The organism is Nocardia sp. NPDC059229, from assembly GCF_042754165.1.
Classification (GTDB): Bacteria; Actinomycetota; Actinomycetes; order Mycobacteriales; family Mycobacteriaceae; genus Nocardia.
Window position 1 is genome coordinate 175,815 of the sequence record NZ_JBHZAK010000010.1, and the last position, 18,638, is coordinate 194,452.

The window sequence follows — 18,638 nt, forward strand, 5'->3', positions numbered from 1 at the left end:
TCGTCATCGCTCGCCGAGAGTGGGAAATTTCACCGGCTGCGCCCCGGCCTGCCGTGGGTATGGTCAAGGGATGATCGGCCGACCGGCCGGGAGAGGTTGACTGTCAGCATGACTCGGGCCGAGGCGCTCACCATTCCGACGCATATCCACGGTTATCCGGAGATCGCGTTCGGTGGCTACCTCGCGGGATTGCTGGCCGCTCAGGCCGGCGCCGACACCGTGCGCGTCGACTTCCGGCGCGCCGTCACGGTCGACACCCCGATCCTGCTCTCCCGCCCCGGCGACGGCCGCGTCGCCTTCACCGCCACCGACGACACTCTGCTGGTCGAGGCCGCGCCCGCGGCGCTCACCCTCGACCGGCGGCCCGCGCCCTCCTGGGCGGTGGCGAAATCCGCTGTCGAACTGGGATTGTCGGGTGATCGGACGGTCACCGACTGCTACGGCTGCGGGCTGGCCTGCGAGCCGGGCCGCGGGCTGCTGCTGTTCCCGTCGGAGCTGCCCGGTGAGCAGATGATGGCCGCCGCCTGGACCCCCGACGCCGGGCTCGGCGACGAGTCCGGGGAGCTTCCGCCCGAGGTGGTCTGGTCGGCGCTCGACTGCCCGGGCGGCCGCGCCGCGTTCGTCTTCTCGCGAATGGGCAGCGGCGCGTTCACCGCCGCCATGACTTCGCAACAGCTGCGACCGATGTACGCCGGGGCCGACTACATCTCGCACGCCTGGGTGGTGGCGCGCGACGGCCGCAAACACACGGTCGGCGTGGCGCTCTCGACCGCCGACGGCGAACTGTGTGCCCTGTCCGAAGCGCTCTGGATCGAACCGCGCCAGGGCTGAGCCGACTCGCCGGGCGCGCCGCGCCGCCGATATCGTTGGCCGCGAGGCGGACTCGCCGCAACCGGTGAGCGCGGCAACGGTACGCGTGCCACACTGACCGGGTGGCAGGATCTTCGTCGCCCCAGGCCCAAACCGACGCCATGGCAGCGGTCATCGACTGGAATGTCGTCGGCCCTGCGTTCCACGATTTCTGGACCAGCACCTACGCCCGCGAGGTCACCAACACCGGCCACCTCACCGGCCGATTCCGCAGCTGGGGGCAGATTCTCCGCTTCATCGCGATTGTCGCCAGCGCTGTGGTGACGGGCCTGGCCGGATTCGAGGGCTCGCTCATCCGCGCGTCCACCGCCTTCGCCGGCGGAGTGGCCGTGGTGGCCACCGGCAGCGCCGCCATCTTCCACGCCGACCAGCGGGTGGCGACCAACCGGCGCACCCAGCAGTTGCTGCTCTCCGAAGGCTGGCGCTTCGTCGCCGGCGCGGGCGATTACACCGGTGGCCCCACCGCCGCGAACGCCACCAAGTTCCTGCTCAGTGTCGAGCAGATCCTCTCCACCTACGTGGACGACTACGTCAAGACCATCGACGAACCCACGCCGGCACCCTGATCGCCGAACAGCCCGCGGGCGAGAGGCACCGGATCACCCTCGTCCGTGGGCCATTGGATCGGACGGGCTACAGGTTTCCGACGGTGTGCTCGAGCCGGTCGGCCACCAGCTGACGCGCCTGCTCGCGCAGGGCGGGCCGGAAACCGCTGGGGTAGACCGGATCTGCGGGCGCGTAGGTCTTCAGGACCTCCTTCGCCAAGGTGATCTTGTGCACCTCCGTCGGCCCGTCGGCGATGGCCATCACCTGGGCGTAGTTCATCATGTCGAGGAACGGCAGATCGGTGCTGACGCCGATGGCGCCGTGCAGATGCATGGCACGCTGGGCGATGTCGTGCATGACCTTGGGCATGGCCACCTTGATCGCGGCGATGTCGTGGCGGACCTTGCGGTAGTCCTGTTCCTTGTCGATGCGCCAGGCGGTGCGCAGCACCAGCAGCCGGAACTGCTCCATTTCGATCCAGGATTCGGCGATCTTCTCCTGGGTCAGCTGCTTGCCACCGAGCACGCCTTTGCCCATCGGCCGCGACACCGCCCGCTCGCACATCATGTCGAAGGCCTTGCGCACCAGCGCGACCGTACGCATGGCGTGGTGGACGCGGCCGCCGCCCAGGCGGGTCTGGGCCACGACGAAGCCGAGGCCCTCCGCACCCAGCAGCGCGTCCGCCGGAATGCGCACGTCGGTGAAACGCAGGTGGGCCTCGTGCTCGCTGAAACCGGGGACGGTGAAGTTCCGCACGATCTCGAGACCGGGGGCGTCAGCGGGCACGATGAACATCGACAGCCGCTGATGCGGCGGCGCGTCCGGATCGGTCACCGCCATGACGATGTGGAAGGCGGCGAATTCGGCGGCGGAGTTGAACCACTTCTCGCCGTTGATGACCCACTCCTGGCCCTCGCGCACCGCGCGGGTCCGGAAGGCCGTCGGGTCCGAACCGCCGGTCGGCTCGGTCATGACGTAGCACGAGCCGATCTCGCCATCGAGCAGAGGCTGCAGATATTTCGCCTTCTGCTCGGGCGTGCCGAAGTGGGCCAGGATCTCGGCGTTACCGGAATCCGGTGCCTGACAGCCGAAGACGAGCGGGGCCCACAGGGACGTGCCCAGCATCTCGTTGAGCAGGGCCAGCTTCAGCTGCCCGTAGCCCGGGCCGCCCAGCTCGGGTCCCAGGTGGCAGGCCCACAGCTGCTGCTGTTTCACCTTCTCCTGCAACGGTTTCATGAGCGCCCGGATCTCCGGGTTCCGACGGTCGTAGGGGTTGGGGTAGAGCAGGTCCAGAGGTTCCACCTCGGTCCTGACGAACTCCGCGACCCAGTCCAGTTTCTTCTGGTATTCCGGGTCCGTCTCGAAATCCCAAGCCATGATCAGCCTTTCGTGCTCTTGCGCGGTTGGATGAGTCCGTCCAGGACGGTGGTGCAGAGAATGTCGGCGATCTCGTCGGGGGCGTGCTGCCCGTCGGGCCGGTACCAGAAGGTGACCGAATTGAGCATGCCCAGCACGCCGTTGGTGACCACGTGGTCGTCGGTGCGCAGCACGCCCGCGGCCCGGCCGGCGTCGATGACCTGCTGCCACAGCGCTTGCAGGCGGTCGCGCAGCTCTTGCAGCTCCCGCGCCCGTTCGCCGGTCAGCGCGGTGACATCGCGCAGCTGGATGGCCACGGCCCGGCGATTGTCGATGATCAGCCGGACGTGGCTGTGGATCAGCTTGCGCAGCTTGGTGATCGGATAGTCGGGGCCGTCCGCGATCTGCTCGGCCTCGGCCAGCATGAGCCGGGTGTAGTCGGCGAGGATCTGCCACAGCAGCTCCTCCTTGGATCCGATGTGGTAGTACAGCGCCCCGCGCTGCACATCGGCCCGTTCCCCGATCTCGGCGACGCCGGTGCCGTGGAAACCCTGCTCCGAGAACAGTTCCAGCGCCGCGCGCACGATCCGCTCCCGGGTCTCCCCCGGCCCGCTCGCCGACGCGGGCGGGCGGCCGCGGCGACGGGCCGGGACGGCGGCGGTCATCGGAATCCACCATCCAGGGCCAGGGTCGCGCCGGTGCAGTAGGCGGAGGCGTCGGAGGCGAGGAACAGCACCGCCCCCGCGATGTCGGCGGGCACCCCGATCCGGCCGAGGGCGGTGTGCCGGGCCAGTTCGGCGCGCATCTGCGGGGGCCACGCCTTGGCGATATCGGTGTCGAAGGGGCCGCAGCGGATCGTATTCACCCGCACCGACGGCCCGTAGGTGTGCGCCAACCCCACGGTCAGGGCCTCGAGACCGGCCTTCGCGGCGGCGTAGGGCACCGCCAGCGGTTCGGGATGCGCGGCCTCGATCGAAGATATATTCACGATCGATCCGCCGCCCGCCGCGGCCATGCGCGCGCCGAGAAGCGCCGCGAGCCGGAAGGGCCCCTTCAGATTGGTGGCGATCACCTTGTCGAACATGGCCTCGGAAACCTGGTCCAAGCTGGGATAGAGCAGGGACATCCCGGCATTGTTGACCAGCACGTCGACCGTCCCGAACTCGCCGTAGGCGGCCTCGGCGAGCGTCTCGCACTGCTCCCAGTCGCCCACATTGCAGGCCACCGCCAGCGCCCGCTGCCCGGTCTGCGCGCGCACCTCGGAGGCTAGTTCCTCACATGCCCCGAGCTTGCGGCTGGCGATGACGACATCGGACCCGGCCGCCGCGAGCGCCAGCACCATCTCGCGCCCGAGCCCGCGACTGCCGCCGGTCACCACAGAGACCTTGCCGGACAAGGGTTTTCCCATGAATCGCACCTTCGCTCCGAGCGGCCGGAAAATATTCCAACCAGTACATTAAATGTACCGATCGATACAATCAACCCCCATCGTTCGAGGCCTCAACCCCGAGGCCGTGAAATACCGCCCGGTAACCGCGAGTAATATGACGCCCGTACTTTTTCCACCCGGCTTCTCGAAATGAGGCAGTAGATGACAGAGCGGATTCAGGTCGGCGGGCTGCAGGTTGCCAAGGTGCTCCACGATTTCGTGGAGAACGAGGCCCTTCCCGGCACCGGTGTTGATTCCGCCGCGTTCTGGTCGGGTGCCGAGGCCGTCATCAATGACCTCGCTCCCCGCAACCGCGCACTGCTGGCGGAACGCGACGACATCCAAGCCAAGATCGACGAGTGGCACCGCGCGAACCCGGGCGCAGGCTACGACAAGGCTGCCTACAAGCAGTTCCTCACCGAGATCGGCTATCTCCGTCCCGAACCGGCCGACTTCCAGATCGGCACCGAGAACGTGGACGCCGAAATCGCCACCCAGGCGGGACCGCAGCTGGTCGTGCCGGTGATGAACGCCCGCTTCGCCATCAATGCCGCGAACGCGCGCTGGGGCTCGCTGTACGACGCCCTGTACGGCACCGACGCCATCTCCGAGGCCAATGGCGCGGAGAAGGGTTCGGGCTACAACAAGGTCCGCGGTGACAAGGTCATCGAGTGGGCCCGCAACTTCCTCGACGACGCCGTGCCGCTGATCACCGGCTCGCACGTCGGCTCCACCAAGTACTCGATCGAGGACGGCGAGCTCGTGGTCGGCCTCGAGGACGGCACCGAGATCGGCCTGGCCGACAACGACGCGCTGGTGGGCTACCTGGGCGACCCCGCCAACCCGACCTCGGTGCTGCTGAAGCACAACGGCCTGCACATCGAGATCCAGATCGACCCGGCCTCCCCGATCGGTTCCACCGACACCGCGGGCGTCAAGGACGTGGTGCTGGAGTCCGCGGTCACCACGATCATGGACTTCGAGGACTCGGTCGCGGCCGTGGACGCCGAGGACAAGGTCCTCTGCTACCACAACTGGCTGGGCCTGATGAAGGGCGATCTGGCCGAGCAGGTGTCGAAGGTCGGCAAGACCTTCACCCGCACCATGAACCCGGACCGCGTGTACACCGCTCTCGACGGCAGTGAGCTTGTGCTGCACGGCCGTTCGCTGCTGTTCGTGCGCAACGTGGGTCACCTGATGACCTCCGACGCGATCATCGACGCCGCCGGCAACGAGGTGCCCGAGGGCATCATGGACGGCCTGATCACCGTCCTGATCGCCAAGCACGCTCTCAATGGCGAGACCCAGCTGAAGAACACCCGCACCGGCTCGATCTACATCGTGAAGCCGAAGATGCACGGCCCGGACGAGGTGGCCTTCACCAACGAGCTGTTCGGCCGCGTCGAAGAGGTCGTGGGCCTGCCGGTCAACACCCTCAAGGTCGGCATCATGGACGAGGAGCGCCGCACCACGGTGAACCTGAAGGCGTCCATCTTCGCCGCCAAGGACCGCGTGGTCTTCATCAACACCGGCTTCCTGGACCGCACCGGCGACGAGATCCACACCTCCATGGAGGCCGGGCCGATGGTCCGCAAGGCCGAGATGAAGGCCCAGCAGTGGATCAAGTCCTACGAGGACTGGAACGTCGACACCGGCCTGGCCACCGGCCTGCCCGGCAAGGCGCAGATCGGTAAGGGCATGTGGGCCATGCCCGATCTGATGGCCGAGATGCTGGTCCAGAAGATCGGCCACCCGAAGTCCGGCGCCAACACCGCCTGGGTGCCCTCGCCCACCGCCGCCACCCTGCACGCCACCCACTACCACCTGGTGGACGTGTTCAAGCGGCAGGCCGAGATCGCCAAGGGCGGCCCGCGCGCCACCGTCGACGAGATCCTCGAGATCCCGCTCGCCCCGAATACCGACTGGTCCGCCGAGGAGATCCAGCAGGAGCTGAACAACAACTCGCAGGGCATCCTCGGCTACGTGGTGCGCTGGATCGACCAGGGCGTCGGCTGCTCGAAGGTGCCCGACATCAAGGACATCGGCCTCATGGAGGACCGCGCCACCCTGCGCATCTCCAGCCAGCTGATGGCCAACTGGCTGCGCCACGGCATCGTCACCGAAGCCGACGTCATCGCCTCCCTCGAGCGCATGGCCCCCGTCGTCGACCGCCAGAACGCCGGCGACTCGTCGTACTTCCCCATGGCCCCGGACTTCAACGCTTCCATCGCCTTCCAGGCCGCGAAGGAACTGGTCCTCGAGGGCACCAAGCAGCCCAACGGCTACACCGAGCCCATCCTGCACCGCCGCCGCCGCGAGGCCAAGGCCTTCAACAAGTCCGTGTAGGACCCATCCGCTCCACCTCACGAACCGAATCCCCGGTCGACAATTGTCGATCGGGGATTCGCCTTAGACTGGCGGAAGTTCCCTGACGAAAGGACAGGAGCCGGTGAGTGCCGCCATCGAGGACGGGTACGGCTACGGGCCGTACACGGTGGAAGATCTGCACGGCCTGCCCGATGAGGGCAAGGCACACGAACTCGTCGATGGCTGGCTGATCGAATTGTCGCCAAGTTTTCGCCACGACCACCTCGCAAAGCTCTTGACGCGCATCCTGGAACGTGCGGCCGAGGAATTCGGAGCTGACGTTTATGTCCAAGCCCCGATGGATATTTCCACGCCGTCAGGCGCACGGAAGCCCGATGTCGCCATCGTGAGCGCAGCTGCTGCGCGTACTGTCTACGATCTCGGACTTTCCCTGATCCCCGGCGGCGACGTCCAGGTGGCGATCGAGATCGTGTCACGCGGTTCGGGCAGCGAACGAGAAGACCGCGGCCGCAAGGTGATCGAATACGCTCGGACCGGAATCGCTCAGTACTGGCTCGTCGATTTCGATCCACGTCCACGAATCCAGATCCGACGCCTCGACGGCTCCTCCTACGGAGAACCGATCATTTTCGAGGAAGCGGACGTCCTCGAGGTCTCCGACCCGTTCCCGATCTCCTTCCCGCTCTCCCGCTTGACCGACTTTTCCTGACGATTCCGCGACAGGACGGCCGAAGCACCCCGATGGAAACAGCGCGCCGCCGGACCGATTTCGATTGTTCCTATGGATGCTAGGTTTTGGCTTAGTGGGCGTAGGAAGGAGGGCGGATGTCTCCGCGGGTTGGGTTGACGACGGACCGGGTGGTCGGGGCGGCGGCTGAACTGGTCGATGAGATCGGGTTCGAGAAGCTCACGCTGTCGGCGCTGGCCAAGCGGGTGGGGGTGAAGGATCCGAGTTTGTATGTGCATGTGCGGGGGTTGCAGGATTTACGGGTGCGGGTGGCGCTGCTGGCCAGTGGGGAACTGAACGAGCGGATCGGGGCGGCGGTTCTCGGTCGTTCCGGGAGGGAGGCGTTGGTGGCGTTCGCCGATGCGTATCGGTCCTATGTGCTCGAGTATCCGGAACGCTATGCGGCCACGCAGATTCGGATGGATCCGGCCGAGGTGGCGGGTGAGCCGGCGCTGCTGCGCAGTGTCGAGCTGACGGCGGCGCTCCTGCGCGGGTACGGATTGGGGGAATCCGAGGGGCTGGACGCGGCTCGCCTGCTGCGCAGTACCTTTCACGGATTCGCCACGCTCGAGTCGGCCGGTGGCTTCGCCCACTCACGCTCCCCCGGCGACTCCTGGCCCCACATTGTCGAAGCGCTGCACCAGACGTTGTCGAACTGGCCGTCCTATACGTAGCGGCGGGCCATGGCGGCCGTTTCGGTGGCGATGCGGTGGCGGAGGTCTTCGGGGGCGAGGACTTCCGCACCCGCGCCGAGGCGGAGCAGGTCGGGGATCGCGCGGTCGGTGGATTCGATGGGGAGGCGGATGTCGCGGTGCCCGGTAGGGGTGGGGTCGGTGGCCGAGTCGCACGCTGCCTGCGCGGTGGCGGGGTCCAGGAGTTCCGGTAGCCGGTCGAAGGTCTCGGCGGTGAGCCGGATCAGGACCGAATGGTGGTGGCGGCGTTGGTCGAAGGATTCCAGGTAGGCGGCCCAGTAGGCGGCGAGCTCGAAGCCGGGTGGGCGGGATACGGGTTCGGGGAGGACCTCGAGTTCCATGATCCGGGAGATGCGGTACGTGCGCAGGTCGGTGGCGGTATGGCCCACGAGGTACCAGTTGCCGGATTTGAGGACCAGGCCGAGGGGTTCGGTGGTGCGGGTGACCAGATGTGGTGTGGCCCAGCGGATGTAGGTGAAGCGCAGGGCGCGTTCGTTCCAGACGGCGTCGGCGACGGTGGTGAGGTGGGGCGTCGGCTCGGCTTCGCTGTACCAGCCGGGGGCGTCGAGGTGGAAGCGTTCGGCGACGCGGCCCGCCCGGTCGCGGAGTTCCGGGGGCAGGGCGGACATGACCTTGAGGTTGGCGGCGGTGACGATCGCTCCGAGTCCGAGATCTGCTGCGGCGCTGGGGAGTCCGGCGAAGAACAGGGATCCGGCCTCGTCGGTGGTCAGCAGCTCGAGTTTCGCGCGGAAGCCGTCGAGGAGGCGGTAGCCACCGTCGTGGCCCGGATCGCCGTAGACGGGGATGCCGGCGGCGGAGAGGGATTCCATGTCGCGGTAGACGGTGCGGATCGAGACTTCCAGCTGGCCGGCGATCTCCTGGGCGGTGACCCGGTCGCGTGTCTGCAACAGCAACAGGATCGACATGAGACGGCTGGCGCGCATATCGAAAATTCTGCCCGAATCCACTGACACTAGATGTCAGTGGAGCCGACATACTGTCCTCCTCGTTCCGAACGGACCCCGTCCGACCATCGAATGAGGAGACACCGCAATGCCTTTCGTCGAAACCCGCACCGGCACCTCGCTGTTCTACCGCGATTGGGGCACCGGCCGCCCGGTGCTGTTCCTGGCGGCGGCCGGGATGGACAGCACCGAACCGCGCGGTGTGATGGCCGATCTGGCCGGGCGCGGCTACCGCACCATCGCCCTGGACCGCCGCGGCCACGGCCGCTCCGACGATCCGGGCCACGGCTACGACTACGACACCCTCGCCGATGATGTCGCCGACCTGATCGACCACCTGGACCTGTGCGATCTCCTGCTGGTCGGCCATTCCATGGGCGGCGGCGAGATCGTCCGCTATCTGACCCGCCACGGCAGCGCCCGGGTGGATCGCATCGCACTGGTGGCGGCCGCACTGCCGTTCCTGCTGGCCACCGACGACAACCCGGACGGCGCCCCGCGCGCGGCCGCCGATGCCCTCCGCGATTCCTGGCACCACCATCAGGACCGCTGGCTCACCGACAATGCCGACCCCTACATCGGCGCCGGCCTGCCCGGCTGCGAAGTCTCCGCGATCGCCCGCGACCGCGTCCTGCAATCCATTGCGGGAACATCGATCCGGGCGACCCTCGAATGCAACCGCGCAGTGGTCGAAACGGACTTCCGCGCCGAAATGCGCACCATCACCGTCCCGACATTGATCATCCACGGCGACTCCGACGCCTCGATCTCACTCGATTTCGGCGGCCGCCGGCAAGCCGCACTCGTCCCGGACAGCGAGCTCGTCATCTACGAAAACGCCCCCCACGGCCTCTACCTGACCCACCCGGAACGCCTGACCCGCGACCTCCTCGCCTTCGCGAAGTCCCCGGTTCCCGCCTCGGCGTAGCGAAGTCGGTCCAGCCCGGCTGCCGCCCACTCCCCACCGATCCGGCAGCCGCGGCTCACCCTTGACTCTGTACCCGAGTACAGGGTTGAGAATGGCGCTATGCGCAGCAGTGAGGTGGCCGCCCGCGCGGGCGTGAACGTGCAGACCCTGCGGTATTACGAGCGGCGAGGTCTGCTGGCGGAGCCGCCGCGTTCGACGGGCGGGTATCGCGCGTATCCCGCGGACGCGGTGGCGACGGTCCGATTCGTCAAGCGGGCGCAGGATCACGGGTTCAGCCTGGACGAGGTCGAGGTCCTGCTGCAGCTCGCCGCGGGCGGCCCCGAGGACTGTGACACGGCGCGGGAGCTGGCCGAGTCGAGGATGGCCCTGCTCGCCGAGCGCATCGCCGACCTGCAACGCATGCGGCGATCGCTGGCCGAGCTGGTGGCGACCTGCGAGCGCCCGCGCGAGGACCGCTGCTGCTCATTGCTGGAGACCTTGCACGAGAAGGGAGATCGGTCGTGAAGCTCGAGATTCTGCAGGTTCCGGACTGCCCGAACGTAGCGGTGCTGGAGGATCGCATCCGGCAGGCGACGGCGGGCCATCCGATGGTCTTCGAGATCACGCACCGCATCATCGACGACCCGGACGAAGCGGCCGCGGCGGGCATGACCGGGTCGCCGACGCTGCTGGTCGACGGGGTCGACCCGTTCGCTGTGCCGGGGCAGGTACCGAGCGTCTCGTGCCGCCTGTACCGCTCCGAGTCCGGCGGCATGGACGGCGCCCCGTCGGTCGGCGCTCTCCGCACGGCTCTGCGGCTCGAGCCGATCGGTACGCCGGAGGACTCCCGGGCTACCGGCGACTGCTGCGCACCCCCGGACACCACGGTCGTGTTCCTCGGCGCCCGAGCAGGCGAGGGCCCCTCCGCCGACTCCTGCTGCAACGACCTCAACTTCTTCACCGACCGCGACACCGCCCAGCGCTGGGCCGACGCCCATCTCCACCTCGACGGCACCATCCTCGATCTGCCTGCCGCCCACCGACTCGGCAACGACATCTTCGGCACCCAGCTCCAGCGCTGATTCACCTTTGCGCCAACCCATATCGCTCGCCGAACCCCTCGCCGCACTCGGCGGAGGGGTTCGCTCGTCTCCGCGTCAGCTGACCACGATCACGGACTTGCCCGTGGAGTGTCCGGCGGCCAGGTGCGTGATGGCGGCGGTGGCTTCGGGGAGGGCGAAGGTTCGGTCGATGCGGGGAGTCAGCGCGCCTGCGGTGGCGAGTTCGGCCAGGGTGCACAGGGTTTCGGGTTTGGGGAGGGTCAGGAGCGAGCGCAGGCGGTGGCGGGTGAAGGGTGAGAGGAGTTGGGCGCGGAGGGAGCGGCCGAGGCCGCCGAACCAGCGGCCGCCGCCTTCGCCGCCGCCGAGGACCAGGGTGCCGGTGGCGGTGAGGAGCGAGCGCAGCAATGGGAGGGGGCGGTTTCCGGCCATGTCGAGGATGAGATCGTAATGACCGGTGAGGGTTTCGGTGGTGTAGTCGATGACGTGGTCGGCGCCGAGGTCGGTGACGAAGGCGGTGGACGCGCCCGAGCAGACGCCGGTGACCTCGGTGCCGTAGTGCTTGGCGAGCTGGACCGCGAGGTGGCCGACGCCGCCGGCCGCGCCGATGATCAGCACGCGCTGACCGGCCTCGATGCGGCCCGCGTCGCGCAGGCCGGTGAGGGCGGTCATGCCGGAGATCGGCAGGGCCGCGGCTTGTTCGAAGCTCAGATTGACGGGTTTACGCTGGAGTTTCATGGCCGGGGCGCAGGCGAATTCGGCGAATGAGCCGGGGACGGTGCCGAAAACCTCGTCGCCGGTCCGGAATTCGGTCACCTGCGGCCCGACCGCTTCCACGATGCCCGCGACATCCCAGCCGCGGACCCGTTCCCGGGGCGCGCGCAGCCCGAGCGCCAGCCGGGCGATCCGCGGCTCGCCGGTCATGAAATGCCAGACGCTGGGATCCACGCCCGCGGCGCGCACGCGGACGAGCACGCCGTCCTGTCCGGTGTCGGGCGTGGGAATGTCGGTGTAGGACAGCATGTCGACGGTGCCGTAGGCGTCCTGCGCAATAGCCTTCATGGCTGGTCTTCTTCCGGATACTCGAAGATCTCGTCCAGTGGTGCACGGAACACCCGGGCGATCTGGAACGCCATCTCCAGCGATGGCGAGTACTTGCCCTGCTCGATGGCATTGACGGTCTGCCGGGTCACCCCGAGCCGATCCGCCAGTTCGGCCTGTGTCATCTCGCCGTGCGAGAAGCGCAGCGCGCGAATGTTGTTGGTGACCCTGGTCGGCTTCACCATGGCCAGGTCCCCCGCCGGTAGGCGACGAGCTTGGCTACCGCGCCCACCACCGCGGAGAGCGTGAAGCCCAGGTAAATCGCATTGGCGATCCAGAACCGGTCGCCTTTGGCCATGGCCAGTACCAGCGCGGTGACCGCACCGAGCACGACGAAGGCATTGCCGGCCTGCGTTCCACGCATATCGATTTCACGGTCGCGCTGATCCCGCCGGTCCCGATCCCGGGACCCGATCGCCACGGCGATGCTGGCCACGATCGAGACCACGATGGACCCGCCGACCGCCCACAGCAGCGGCGCGACATAGGCCACGTCCGCCACCGCGGTGTGCCGCGCACGCGCCAGCACGACGATCAGATAGATCACGTACGAGACCACGGCCGCGACACCCAGGATCCAGGTTCGCTTCTCCTCGTAGGGCATGCACCGAGTGTAAAGAAAACACGACTCGATGTACAGAATTTTTTACATCGCGACGAATTGCCGTTCGCCGCAAGCCATTCCATCGACTAGGGTCGCGGTATGGCCGACATCGAAGCCCCGGACCGGATCGAATCCATCAGCCCGGAGTTCTTCGCCGATCCGCACGCCCACTACCGGTGCTGGCGCGAGCACGGGCCGGTGCGGCGAGTCCGGTTTCCCGACGGAGTGATCCGCTGGGTCATCCTCGATTACGCCGCGGGCCGGGCCGCACTGTCCGATCCGCGCCTGCAGAAGGCGGCCGCGGTCAGCGACGCACTGCTCAGCCGCAAACGCGGTGTGCCGCAGTCGGATCCGAATGTGCTCGCACTGCTGTCCCACATGCTCAATACCGATCCGCCCGGGCACACCCGGCTGCGGAAGCTGGTGACCCGGGCCTTCACCCCGCGCCGGGTGGCCGCGCTGGGCCCGCGTATCGAGGAGATCACCGGCTCGCTGCTGGATGCCCTGGAGGGCCGCTCCGAGGTGGACCTGCTGCGCGAATTCGCCGAGCCGCTGCCGATCACGGTGATCTGCGAGCTGCTCGGTGTTCCGCTCGGCGATCGCGCCGACTTCCAGGAGTGGACCCGGGCGCTGGTCGCGGTCGCGGGCCTGGACGAGGACCGGGCCCGCGCCTCCGAGGCCATGGCGGCCTACCTCACCCAGCTGGTGCGGGCGAAGGCAGTGGAACCCGCCGCCGATCTGCTGTCCGCGCTGGCCGTCCCCGCCGACGACGGCGATGCCCTCACCGAGTCCGAGCAGGTCGGCATGGCCTTCCTGCTGCTGGTCGCCGGGCACGACACCACCGTCAATCTGATCGCCAACGGCACCCTCGCCCTGCTCCGCAATCCGGCGCAGCTGCAGGCCCTGCGCGCCGACCCCGAGGCGATTCCCGCTGCGGTGGAGGAATTCCTGCGCTTCGACGGTCCGGTGAACATGAGCACCATCCGGCACACGACCGAACCGGTCACCATCGCGGGCACGGACATCCCCGAGGGCGAATTCGTCTTCGTCGCATTGGCCGCCGCCAACCGCGACGCCGACCGCTATCCGGCCCCCGACGCCCTGGACCCCGCCCGCGACACCACCGGCCATCTGGCCTTCGGCCACGGTATCCACTTCTGTGTCGGCGCCCCGCTGGCCCGCCTGGAAGCGCGGGTCGCCTTCGCCGCATTGCTGTCCCGGTTCCCGGACCTGCGCCTCTCGCCCACCGCCGAGGCGCTCGCCTGGCATCCGAGCACCCTCATGCACGGGCTACACGAGCTGCCGGTGCTGCTGTAGTACCCGCCGGGGTCAGCGGGCCCGCAGGGTGACCGGCAGCGCCGACGGCGAGAGCACGAAGTCCCGATTGGAGGCCCGCACCCGGTGGCCCGGCACCGGGGTGATCCGCCAGCGGGACAGCAGTGCCGCGGAGGCCAGCGCGATCTCGAGCATGGCGAAGTGGTCGCCGAGGCAGCGACGGCGGCCGACGCCGAAGGAGATCATCGCCTTCTTGGCGGTGTCGGCGGCGTTCTCGGCGGACCAGCGTTCCGGATCGAAGGATTCGGGGTGGGTGAACCAGCGCGGGTCGTGCTGAACCATGTAGGGGCTGAACATGATCGCAGCCCCCGCCGGAATGGTGACATCCCCGATGGTCAGGTCGGCGCTGGCGTTGGCGGCGCTGATCCAGGGCCCCCAGAATCGAATGGTCTCGGAGACGACCTGTTTCAGGTACGGCATGGCGGCCAGGTGTTCGGGCCGCACCTCACCGGTGCCGACCACGGCGTCCAATTCCGAGTACAGGCGTTCGGCGATGGCCGGTCGCAGGCTGACCTCGTGCCACAGCCACCCGGTCAGCGACGCCATGGATCCGACACCGCCGGCGAGCATGAGGATGGCCTCGTCGATGATGTGGTCGTCGGACAGCCGCGCTCCGGTCTCGCTGTCGGTGTGCCGGATGAGCGCCGACACCACATCGTTGAAATCCTCGTCGCGCCTGCGGTATTCGCTCACCACCGCCCCCACGGCGGCGCGCAGGTGGCGGGACTTGCTGCGCCACCGGTAGTTCGCGATGACCCGCAGCCTGCGCAGCTGCGGCGGCAGTGCGGTGCGCACGATGACCTGGCTGAGCAGCCACGGCACACTGTCACGGATCTCGCGGCGTGCGCTGTCGCCGAAGTCGGCCGTGAACAGGGTCGCCGACACGGTGTCGAGCACCAGCCCGTGCGCCTCGTCCATGAGATTCACCCGCTGACCGACCGGCAGTCCTGCGGCCCAGGCATTGGCGATATCGGCTGCGGCTTCGGCATATTCGGCCAGCCTGCTCTGCCGTAGCGCGGGCGAGATCATGCGGCGGCGCAACCGGTGTTCGGGCCCGCGCAGCACATTGACGGCCCCGCCCGCGATATCGTCGATGGCCTCGCGCAGGTCCTCCCGCTCGAATTCGGCGTCGCTGAGATTGACCTCGCGCAGCAGGTCCGGGGTGGTGAGCACGTAGCCGGTCTGGCGGCCGAAGTGCACGCGCACGATCGGCCCGAGCGCGGGCAGCGAGGTCACGAAGCCGGGTGCGTCGGTGAGCGCGCGCAGACTGTGCCCGAGCACCGGCACACTGCCCGGGGCGGTGGGGATGTCCGCCAGGCTCCGCGGCATGACGGGCGGCGGCGCGGCGGCCAACCCGGCACCGGCGTCCCGGTAGACCTCCAATACCCGTGCGATCTGGTGCGATTGGCGCACGGTGTCGACCTGACCCGCCAGTTGCGCCCGCAGGTCGGCGAGCACCGAGCGGTCCGCCGCCAGCTTGGCGAGGGTCTCGCTCAGCGCCTCGACCGACGGATCCGCCGACCGGATGCCCGCGGGCACCGATTCGGCGAGATCGGGATCGCAGTACACCACCGGCAGTCCGACGGCGGTGGCCTCGAGCAGCACCATGCCCTGGGTGTCGAATCCGTTGGAGGGGAACAGCAGTGCGTCGGCCGCGGCCATGGCGTCGAGGCAGGCGGCCTGGCTCACTCTGCCGTGCAACCGGATTCGCTCCCCGAGCCGCCGTTCCACGATGCGGCCGACGGCCGCGCCGTGCAGGTCGCCCTCGCCGTAGATGTCGAGCACGCAGTTGTCGGTGCGCCGCACCGCCTCGATGGCTTCCAGCAGCCGCTTCTCCCCCGACAGCCGCCCGCACCACACCAGCCGTAGCGGCCCGTCCGCGGGGCGAGTCACGGCGGTGCGCGCGTCGAGCAGCGCGTCGTCGACGCCGTTGGACACCACGGTGATCGGGCGGGTGAGCCCGTGCGCGAGCAGCAGGTCGGCGAAGTGCCGGGTCGGCGCGATCACCTGGTCGGCGGCCTGGGCCTGCCCGCTGATCGTCCACCAGGCGTGCCGGGCGGCGGCCGATTCCCCGGCCCGGTGCGGCATGTGATGCTCGTGCGGCACCCAGCGGCCGTGCAACCCGCGCAGCGCCAGGGCGGTGGCGTAGGGCGCCGGCGAGGTGTGCTCGATGAAGGCGTCGTCGCGGCTCTGCGCGGTGTGCACGAGCGGAATCCGGTGCCGCCGTGCCGCTTTCATGCCCGCGATGGCGACGCCGTAGGTGCTCTGGGTGTGCACGATATCGATCGGCCCCCGAGCGGCGAATTCGGCGTCGATGAGCGCGGCATTGCGCCGGGTCGGTGCGACGACCGCGAATCCGTTCACGGCAGGAACCGGCAGCGGTTGCAGCGCAACGACATCCGGGTCCGGCGCGGCCGCCGGATCGGGCACGGTGAACACGGTGATCCGGTGCCCGGCGCGTTCGAGTCCGCGGCGCAGCCCGGTGACGGCGGTCTGCACCCCGCCGAGCGAGGCCGGATGGTAGTCCACGAACATGGCGATGTGCATCAGCGCAACCCTACGCAGCGCCGCCCCTCAGTGAAATGCCCACATTTCCTACGTCTGGACGCCGGCCCGCAGAGCACCTCAGTGTCAAGGGATTCCGTCCCCCTGCCGAGAGAGGCCGCATGCGCATTGCGATACCGCTGACCGGAACCCGGGGCGATGTGCACCCGATCGTGGGCCTGGGCGTCGAACTGCAGCGCCGCGGCCATGAGGTGCTGATCGGCGCGCCGCCGAATCTGGTCGAATTCGTTACCGCCGCAGGCCTTCCCGCGCAGGCCTGCGGACCGGACGTGCAGCGGCTCTACAGCTCCGACGAGGGCCAGCGGGCGCTGGCCGCGGGCAATACGCTGCGGCTGATGCAGCTGGTCGGCAAGCAGATGGCCGAGTACGGCGAGCGGATGAACCGTGAGGTCATCGACGTGTGCGCGAAGGCCGATCTGATCGTGGCCAGCACCGTCACCGAGGACCGGGCGTCCTCGATCGCGGAGGCCATGGGTGTGCCGCTGGTCAGCCTGCACTACTATCCGGCGCGCATGAACAGCGCCTACCCCTTCCCCGGTCTGCTTCCCGCACACTGGAATCCGCCCGCCCCGGTCAATCGGGCCACCTGGCTGCTGGCCGAGAACCTGCGCCGCGTGGTGTTCCTGCGCTACCTCAACGAGCTGCGCGGCGTGCTGGGGCTGCCGAAGTCGTACACCAGCCCGGCCGCAGCGCTGGCGCGGGCGCGGGTGCCCGAGATCCAGATCTACGATCCTGCCCTGGTGCCGAACCTGCCGGAGCAATGGGACGACCGCCGCCCCTTCACCGGCTTCCTGACCCTGGATCAGGCCACCCGCGCGGCGGTCGGCGAGCTGGCGGGCAGCCACGACGACATTCTGTCCTGGGTCGAGGCGGGCGAGCCGCCGGTGTTCTTCGGCTTCGGCAGCATGCCGATTCGCGATGCCGCGGCCGTGTTCGCCATGGTGGAGCAGGTGTCCACCCGGCTCGGGGTGCGTGCCCTGGTGCACGCGGGGTGGAGCGACCTGGATGTCGCGAACACCGTGACGGGCGACCGGATCAAGCTGGTCGGCAATTTCGCCTACGACCTGATCTTCCCGCACTGCGCGGCCGCCGTGCACCACGGCGGCATCGGCACCCTGTTCGAAAGCCTGCGGGCCGGACTGCCCACGGTGGTGTGCTCGGTGTCGTTCGAGCAGCCCATGTGGGGCGGGCAGGTGGAGAAACTCGGTGTGGGCGCACATCTTCCGTTCACCGCCATGACCGCCGACCGGCTGGCGGGCGCGCTGGCGCCGTTGCTGAACGCGCGCACCCGGCAGCGGGTCGAGGGCTTCGCGGCATCGCTGCGGACCACCGGGGTGGCCGAGCACACCGCGGATCTCATCGAGGCCGCCGCCCGGTGACCGCTCCCATGCTCACGGCGGTACGCCATTTCGTCCCCGACACCCTGGTCATGTTCCGGCGCTGCGCCCGCCGGACCCTGCGCAGCACGGACACGCTGGTCATCTCGCTGACCATGCCGATTCTGATGATGCTGCTGTTCACCTACGTGTTCGGCGGCGCCATCGAGGTCGGCGGGTCGTACCTGAACTATGTGGTGCCGGGAATCATGCTGCTGTGCACGGGTTTCGGCGCGTCGATCACCGCGACCAGCGTGTGCACCGATATGACGCGGGGCAGTATGGACCGCTTCCGGACGCTACCCATGTTCCGGCAGGCACTGTCGGCGGGGCATCTGAGCGAGGGCCTCGTGCGCACCATGGCGGCCATCGCCATCGCGGTGGGTGTCGCGGTGGCACTGGGTTATCGGCCGGGTTCGGGGCCGCTGGGCTGGCTGGGCGCGGCCGCGCTCATCGCGCTGTTCGTGGTCGCGATCACGGCCGTCGCGGTGGCGCTGGGTATGGCGGCGAGCAATCCGGAGGCGGCGGGCGGGCTCACCTACGCCATCACGTTCATTCCGTATGTCAGCAGCGCGTTCGTGCCGACCCGCACCATGCCGGGCTGGCTGCGCGGCATCGCCGATCGGCAGCCCGCGACCCCGGTGGTCGACACCGTGCGCGCGCTGCTCGACGGCACCGCCGCCGATCGGGCGCCGGCGGCGGTGCTGTGGTGCCTGGCCATCGCGGCGGCCGGATTCGCCTGCGCTGCCGTGTCCTTCCGGCGTTTGTCCTACCGCTGA

General features: G+C 68.7%; 19 protein-coding genes. 11 read left to right on the plus strand and 8 right to left on the minus strand.

Features of this window, described 5'->3' with window-relative positions:
* Positions 1-108: 108 nt before the first annotated feature.
* Positions 109-831, plus strand: coding sequence for a PaaI family thioesterase (locus tag ACFXHE_RS23480; RefSeq protein WP_379386196.1), 723 nt, complete (start codon positions 109-111; stop codon positions 829-831).
* Between the two features lie 101 nt (positions 832-932).
* Positions 933-1,436 carry a DUF4231 domain-containing protein gene (locus ACFXHE_RS23485; RefSeq protein ID WP_379386197.1) on the plus strand — a complete coding sequence of 168 codons (504 nt, stop codon included), beginning with the start codon at positions 933-935 and terminating at the stop codon, positions 1,434-1,436.
* 67 nt (positions 1,437-1,503) lie between these two features.
* Here ACFXHE_RS23485 and ACFXHE_RS23490 read toward each other — a convergent pair whose 3' ends face one another.
* The 3 genes from ACFXHE_RS23490 to ACFXHE_RS23500 are packed head-to-tail and all read right to left on the minus strand — an operon-like array spanning position 1,504 to position 4,180.
* Positions 1,504-2,793: an acyl-CoA dehydrogenase family protein gene (locus ACFXHE_RS23490; RefSeq protein WP_379386198.1), complete on the minus strand. Its 1,290-nt coding sequence runs from the start codon at positions 2,791-2,793 to the stop codon at positions 1,504-1,506.
* A gap of 2 nt (positions 2,794-2,795) precedes the next feature.
* Positions 2,796-3,437: a TetR/AcrR family transcriptional regulator gene (locus tag ACFXHE_RS23495; protein ID WP_379386200.1), complete on the minus strand. Its 642-nt coding sequence runs from the start codon at positions 3,435-3,437 to the stop codon at positions 2,796-2,798.
* Positions 3,434-4,180 carry an SDR family NAD(P)-dependent oxidoreductase gene (locus ACFXHE_RS23500; protein WP_379386202.1) on the minus strand — a complete coding sequence of 249 codons (747 nt, stop codon included), beginning with the start codon at positions 4,178-4,180 and terminating at the stop codon, positions 3,434-3,436. Before ACFXHE_RS23500 ends, ACFXHE_RS23495 begins: the two co-directional genes overlap by 4 nt.
* 183 nt (positions 4,181-4,363) lie before the next feature.
* On the opposite strand from ACFXHE_RS23500, the gene ACFXHE_RS23505 reads away from it, so the two are divergent.
* From ACFXHE_RS23505 to ACFXHE_RS23515, 3 genes are all read left to right on the plus strand, one after another.
* A complete protein-coding gene (locus tag ACFXHE_RS23505) occupies positions 4,364-6,547 on the plus strand; it encodes a malate synthase G (protein ID WP_379386204.1) in 2,184 nt (727 codons plus the stop codon).
* A gap of 103 nt (positions 6,548-6,650) precedes the next feature.
* On the plus strand, positions 6,651-7,238 hold the full coding sequence (locus ACFXHE_RS23510; protein ID WP_379386205.1) for a Uma2 family endonuclease: 588 nt from the start codon (positions 6,651-6,653) through the stop codon (positions 7,236-7,238).
* Between the two features lie 116 nt (positions 7,239-7,354).
* The gene (locus ACFXHE_RS23515) at positions 7,355-7,930 is read left to right on the plus strand and encodes a TetR/AcrR family transcriptional regulator (protein WP_379386207.1); all 576 of its coding nucleotides are present in this window, start codon (positions 7,355-7,357) and stop codon (positions 7,928-7,930) included.
* On the opposite strand, the gene ACFXHE_RS23520 is transcribed toward ACFXHE_RS23515, so the two are convergent.
* Positions 7,921-8,892 carry a helix-turn-helix transcriptional regulator gene (locus tag ACFXHE_RS23520; protein WP_379386209.1) on the minus strand — a complete coding sequence of 324 codons (972 nt, stop codon included), beginning with the start codon at positions 8,890-8,892 and terminating at the stop codon, positions 7,921-7,923. The two genes, ACFXHE_RS23515 and ACFXHE_RS23520, sit on opposite strands and share 10 nt — an antisense overlap.
* Positions 8,893-9,001: 109 nt before the next feature.
* Between ACFXHE_RS23520 and ACFXHE_RS23525 the strand changes: the two genes are divergently transcribed.
* The 3 genes from ACFXHE_RS23525 (at position 9,002) to merB (ending at position 10,902) form a co-directional block, all read left to right on the plus strand.
* Positions 9,002-9,841 carry an alpha/beta fold hydrolase gene (locus ACFXHE_RS23525; protein ID WP_379386211.1) on the plus strand — a complete coding sequence of 280 codons (840 nt, stop codon included), beginning with the start codon at positions 9,002-9,004 and terminating at the stop codon, positions 9,839-9,841.
* Positions 9,842-9,940: 99 nt separating this feature from the next.
* Positions 9,941-10,345 (plus strand): MerR family transcriptional regulator, encoded by a 405-nt coding sequence (locus tag ACFXHE_RS23530; RefSeq protein ID WP_379386213.1) that lies wholly within the window; start codon positions 9,941-9,943, stop codon positions 10,343-10,345.
* Positions 10,342-10,902, plus strand: a complete 561-nt coding sequence (gene merB, locus ACFXHE_RS23535; RefSeq protein WP_379386215.1) for an organomercurial lyase — start codon at positions 10,342-10,344, stop codon at positions 10,900-10,902. Before ACFXHE_RS23530 ends, merB begins: the two co-directional genes overlap by 4 nt.
* A 75-nt stretch (positions 10,903-10,977) precedes the next feature.
* Here the strand turns inward: merB and ACFXHE_RS23540 are convergent, their stop codons facing one another.
* Genes ACFXHE_RS23540 through ACFXHE_RS23550 form a run of 3 tightly spaced genes read right to left on the minus strand, consistent with a single transcriptional unit; the run spans position 10,978 to position 12,583 of the window.
* Complete coding sequence (locus ACFXHE_RS23540) at positions 10,978-11,940, minus strand: NAD(P)-dependent alcohol dehydrogenase (RefSeq protein ID WP_379386217.1); 963 nt, start codon at positions 11,938-11,940, stop codon at positions 10,978-10,980.
* The gene (locus ACFXHE_RS23545; protein ID WP_040857236.1) at positions 11,937-12,164 is read right to left on the minus strand and encodes a helix-turn-helix transcriptional regulator; all 228 of its coding nucleotides are present in this window, start codon (positions 12,162-12,164) and stop codon (positions 11,937-11,939) included. Before ACFXHE_RS23545 ends, ACFXHE_RS23540 begins: the two co-directional genes overlap by 4 nt.
* Positions 12,158-12,583 (minus strand): hypothetical protein, encoded by a 426-nt coding sequence (locus ACFXHE_RS23550; protein WP_379386219.1) that lies wholly within the window; start codon positions 12,581-12,583, stop codon positions 12,158-12,160. The genes ACFXHE_RS23545 and ACFXHE_RS23550 overlap by 7 nt, the downstream gene beginning before the upstream one ends.
* A 99-nt stretch (positions 12,584-12,682) precedes the next feature.
* Here ACFXHE_RS23550 and ACFXHE_RS23555 point away from each other — a divergent pair, with 99 nt between their 5' ends.
* Complete coding sequence (locus ACFXHE_RS23555; protein ID WP_379386221.1) at positions 12,683-13,900, plus strand: cytochrome P450; 1,218 nt, start codon at positions 12,683-12,685, stop codon at positions 13,898-13,900.
* A gap of 12 nt (positions 13,901-13,912) precedes the next feature.
* Here ACFXHE_RS23555 and ACFXHE_RS23560 read toward each other — a convergent pair whose 3' ends face one another.
* On the minus strand, positions 13,913-16,465 hold the full coding sequence (locus ACFXHE_RS23560; RefSeq protein WP_379386223.1) for a cytochrome P450: 2,553 nt from the start codon (positions 16,463-16,465) through the stop codon (positions 13,913-13,915).
* A gap of 119 nt (positions 16,466-16,584) precedes the next feature.
* Between ACFXHE_RS23560 and ACFXHE_RS23565 the strand changes: the two genes are divergently transcribed.
* A complete protein-coding gene (locus ACFXHE_RS23565; RefSeq protein WP_379386225.1) occupies positions 16,585-17,862 on the plus strand; it encodes a glycosyltransferase in 1,278 nt (425 codons plus the stop codon).
* Positions 17,859-18,638 (plus strand): ABC transporter permease, encoded by a 780-nt coding sequence (locus tag ACFXHE_RS23570; RefSeq protein WP_379386227.1) that lies wholly within the window; start codon positions 17,859-17,861, stop codon positions 18,636-18,638. The genes ACFXHE_RS23565 and ACFXHE_RS23570 overlap by 4 nt, the downstream gene beginning before the upstream one ends.

Bases quoted from the DNA above. Each gene is read 5' to 3' on its own strand.
- ACFXHE_RS23500 (WP_379386202.1), bottom strand. From the start codon at position 4,180: ATGGGAAAACCCTTGTCCGGCAAGGTCTCTGTGGTGACCGGCGGCAGT.
- ACFXHE_RS23520 (WP_379386209.1), bottom strand. From the start codon at position 8,892: ATGCGCGCCAGCCGTCTCATGTCGATCCTGTTGCTGTTGCAGACACGC.
- ACFXHE_RS23515 (WP_379386207.1), top strand. From the start codon at position 7,355: ATGTCTCCGCGGGTTGGGTTGACGACGGACCGGGTGGTCGGGGCGGCG.
- ACFXHE_RS23540 (WP_379386217.1), bottom strand. From the start codon at position 11,940: ATGAAGGCTATTGCGCAGGACGCCTACGGCACCGTCGACATGCTGTCC.
- ACFXHE_RS23530 (WP_379386213.1), top strand. From the start codon at position 9,941: ATGCGCAGCAGTGAGGTGGCCGCCCGCGCGGGCGTGAACGTGCAGACC.
- ACFXHE_RS23505 (WP_379386204.1), top strand. From the start codon at position 4,364: ATGACAGAGCGGATTCAGGTCGGCGGGCTGCAGGTTGCCAAGGTGCTC.
- ACFXHE_RS23490 (WP_379386198.1), bottom strand. From the start codon at position 2,793: ATGGCTTGGGATTTCGAGACGGACCCGGAATACCAGAAGAAACTGGAC.
- ACFXHE_RS23550 (WP_379386219.1), bottom strand. From the start codon at position 12,583: ATGCCCTACGAGGAGAAGCGAACCTGGATCCTGGGTGTCGCGGCCGTG.
- ACFXHE_RS23555 (WP_379386221.1), top strand. From the start codon at position 12,683: ATGGCCGACATCGAAGCCCCGGACCGGATCGAATCCATCAGCCCGGAG.
- ACFXHE_RS23495 (WP_379386200.1), bottom strand. From the start codon at position 3,437: ATGACCGCCGCCGTCCCGGCCCGTCGCCGCGGCCGCCCGCCCGCGTCG.
- ACFXHE_RS23560 (WP_379386223.1), bottom strand. From the start codon at position 16,465: ATGCACATCGCCATGTTCGTGGACTACCATCCGGCCTCGCTCGGCGGG.
- ACFXHE_RS23545 (WP_040857236.1), bottom strand. From the start codon at position 12,164: ATGGTGAAGCCGACCAGGGTCACCAACAACATTCGCGCGCTGCGCTTC.
- ACFXHE_RS23525 (WP_379386211.1), top strand. From the start codon at position 9,002: ATGCCTTTCGTCGAAACCCGCACCGGCACCTCGCTGTTCTACCGCGAT.
- ACFXHE_RS23565 (WP_379386225.1), top strand. From the start codon at position 16,585: ATGCGCATTGCGATACCGCTGACCGGAACCCGGGGCGATGTGCACCCG.
- ACFXHE_RS23480 (WP_379386196.1), top strand. From the start codon at position 109: ATGACTCGGGCCGAGGCGCTCACCATTCCGACGCATATCCACGGTTAT.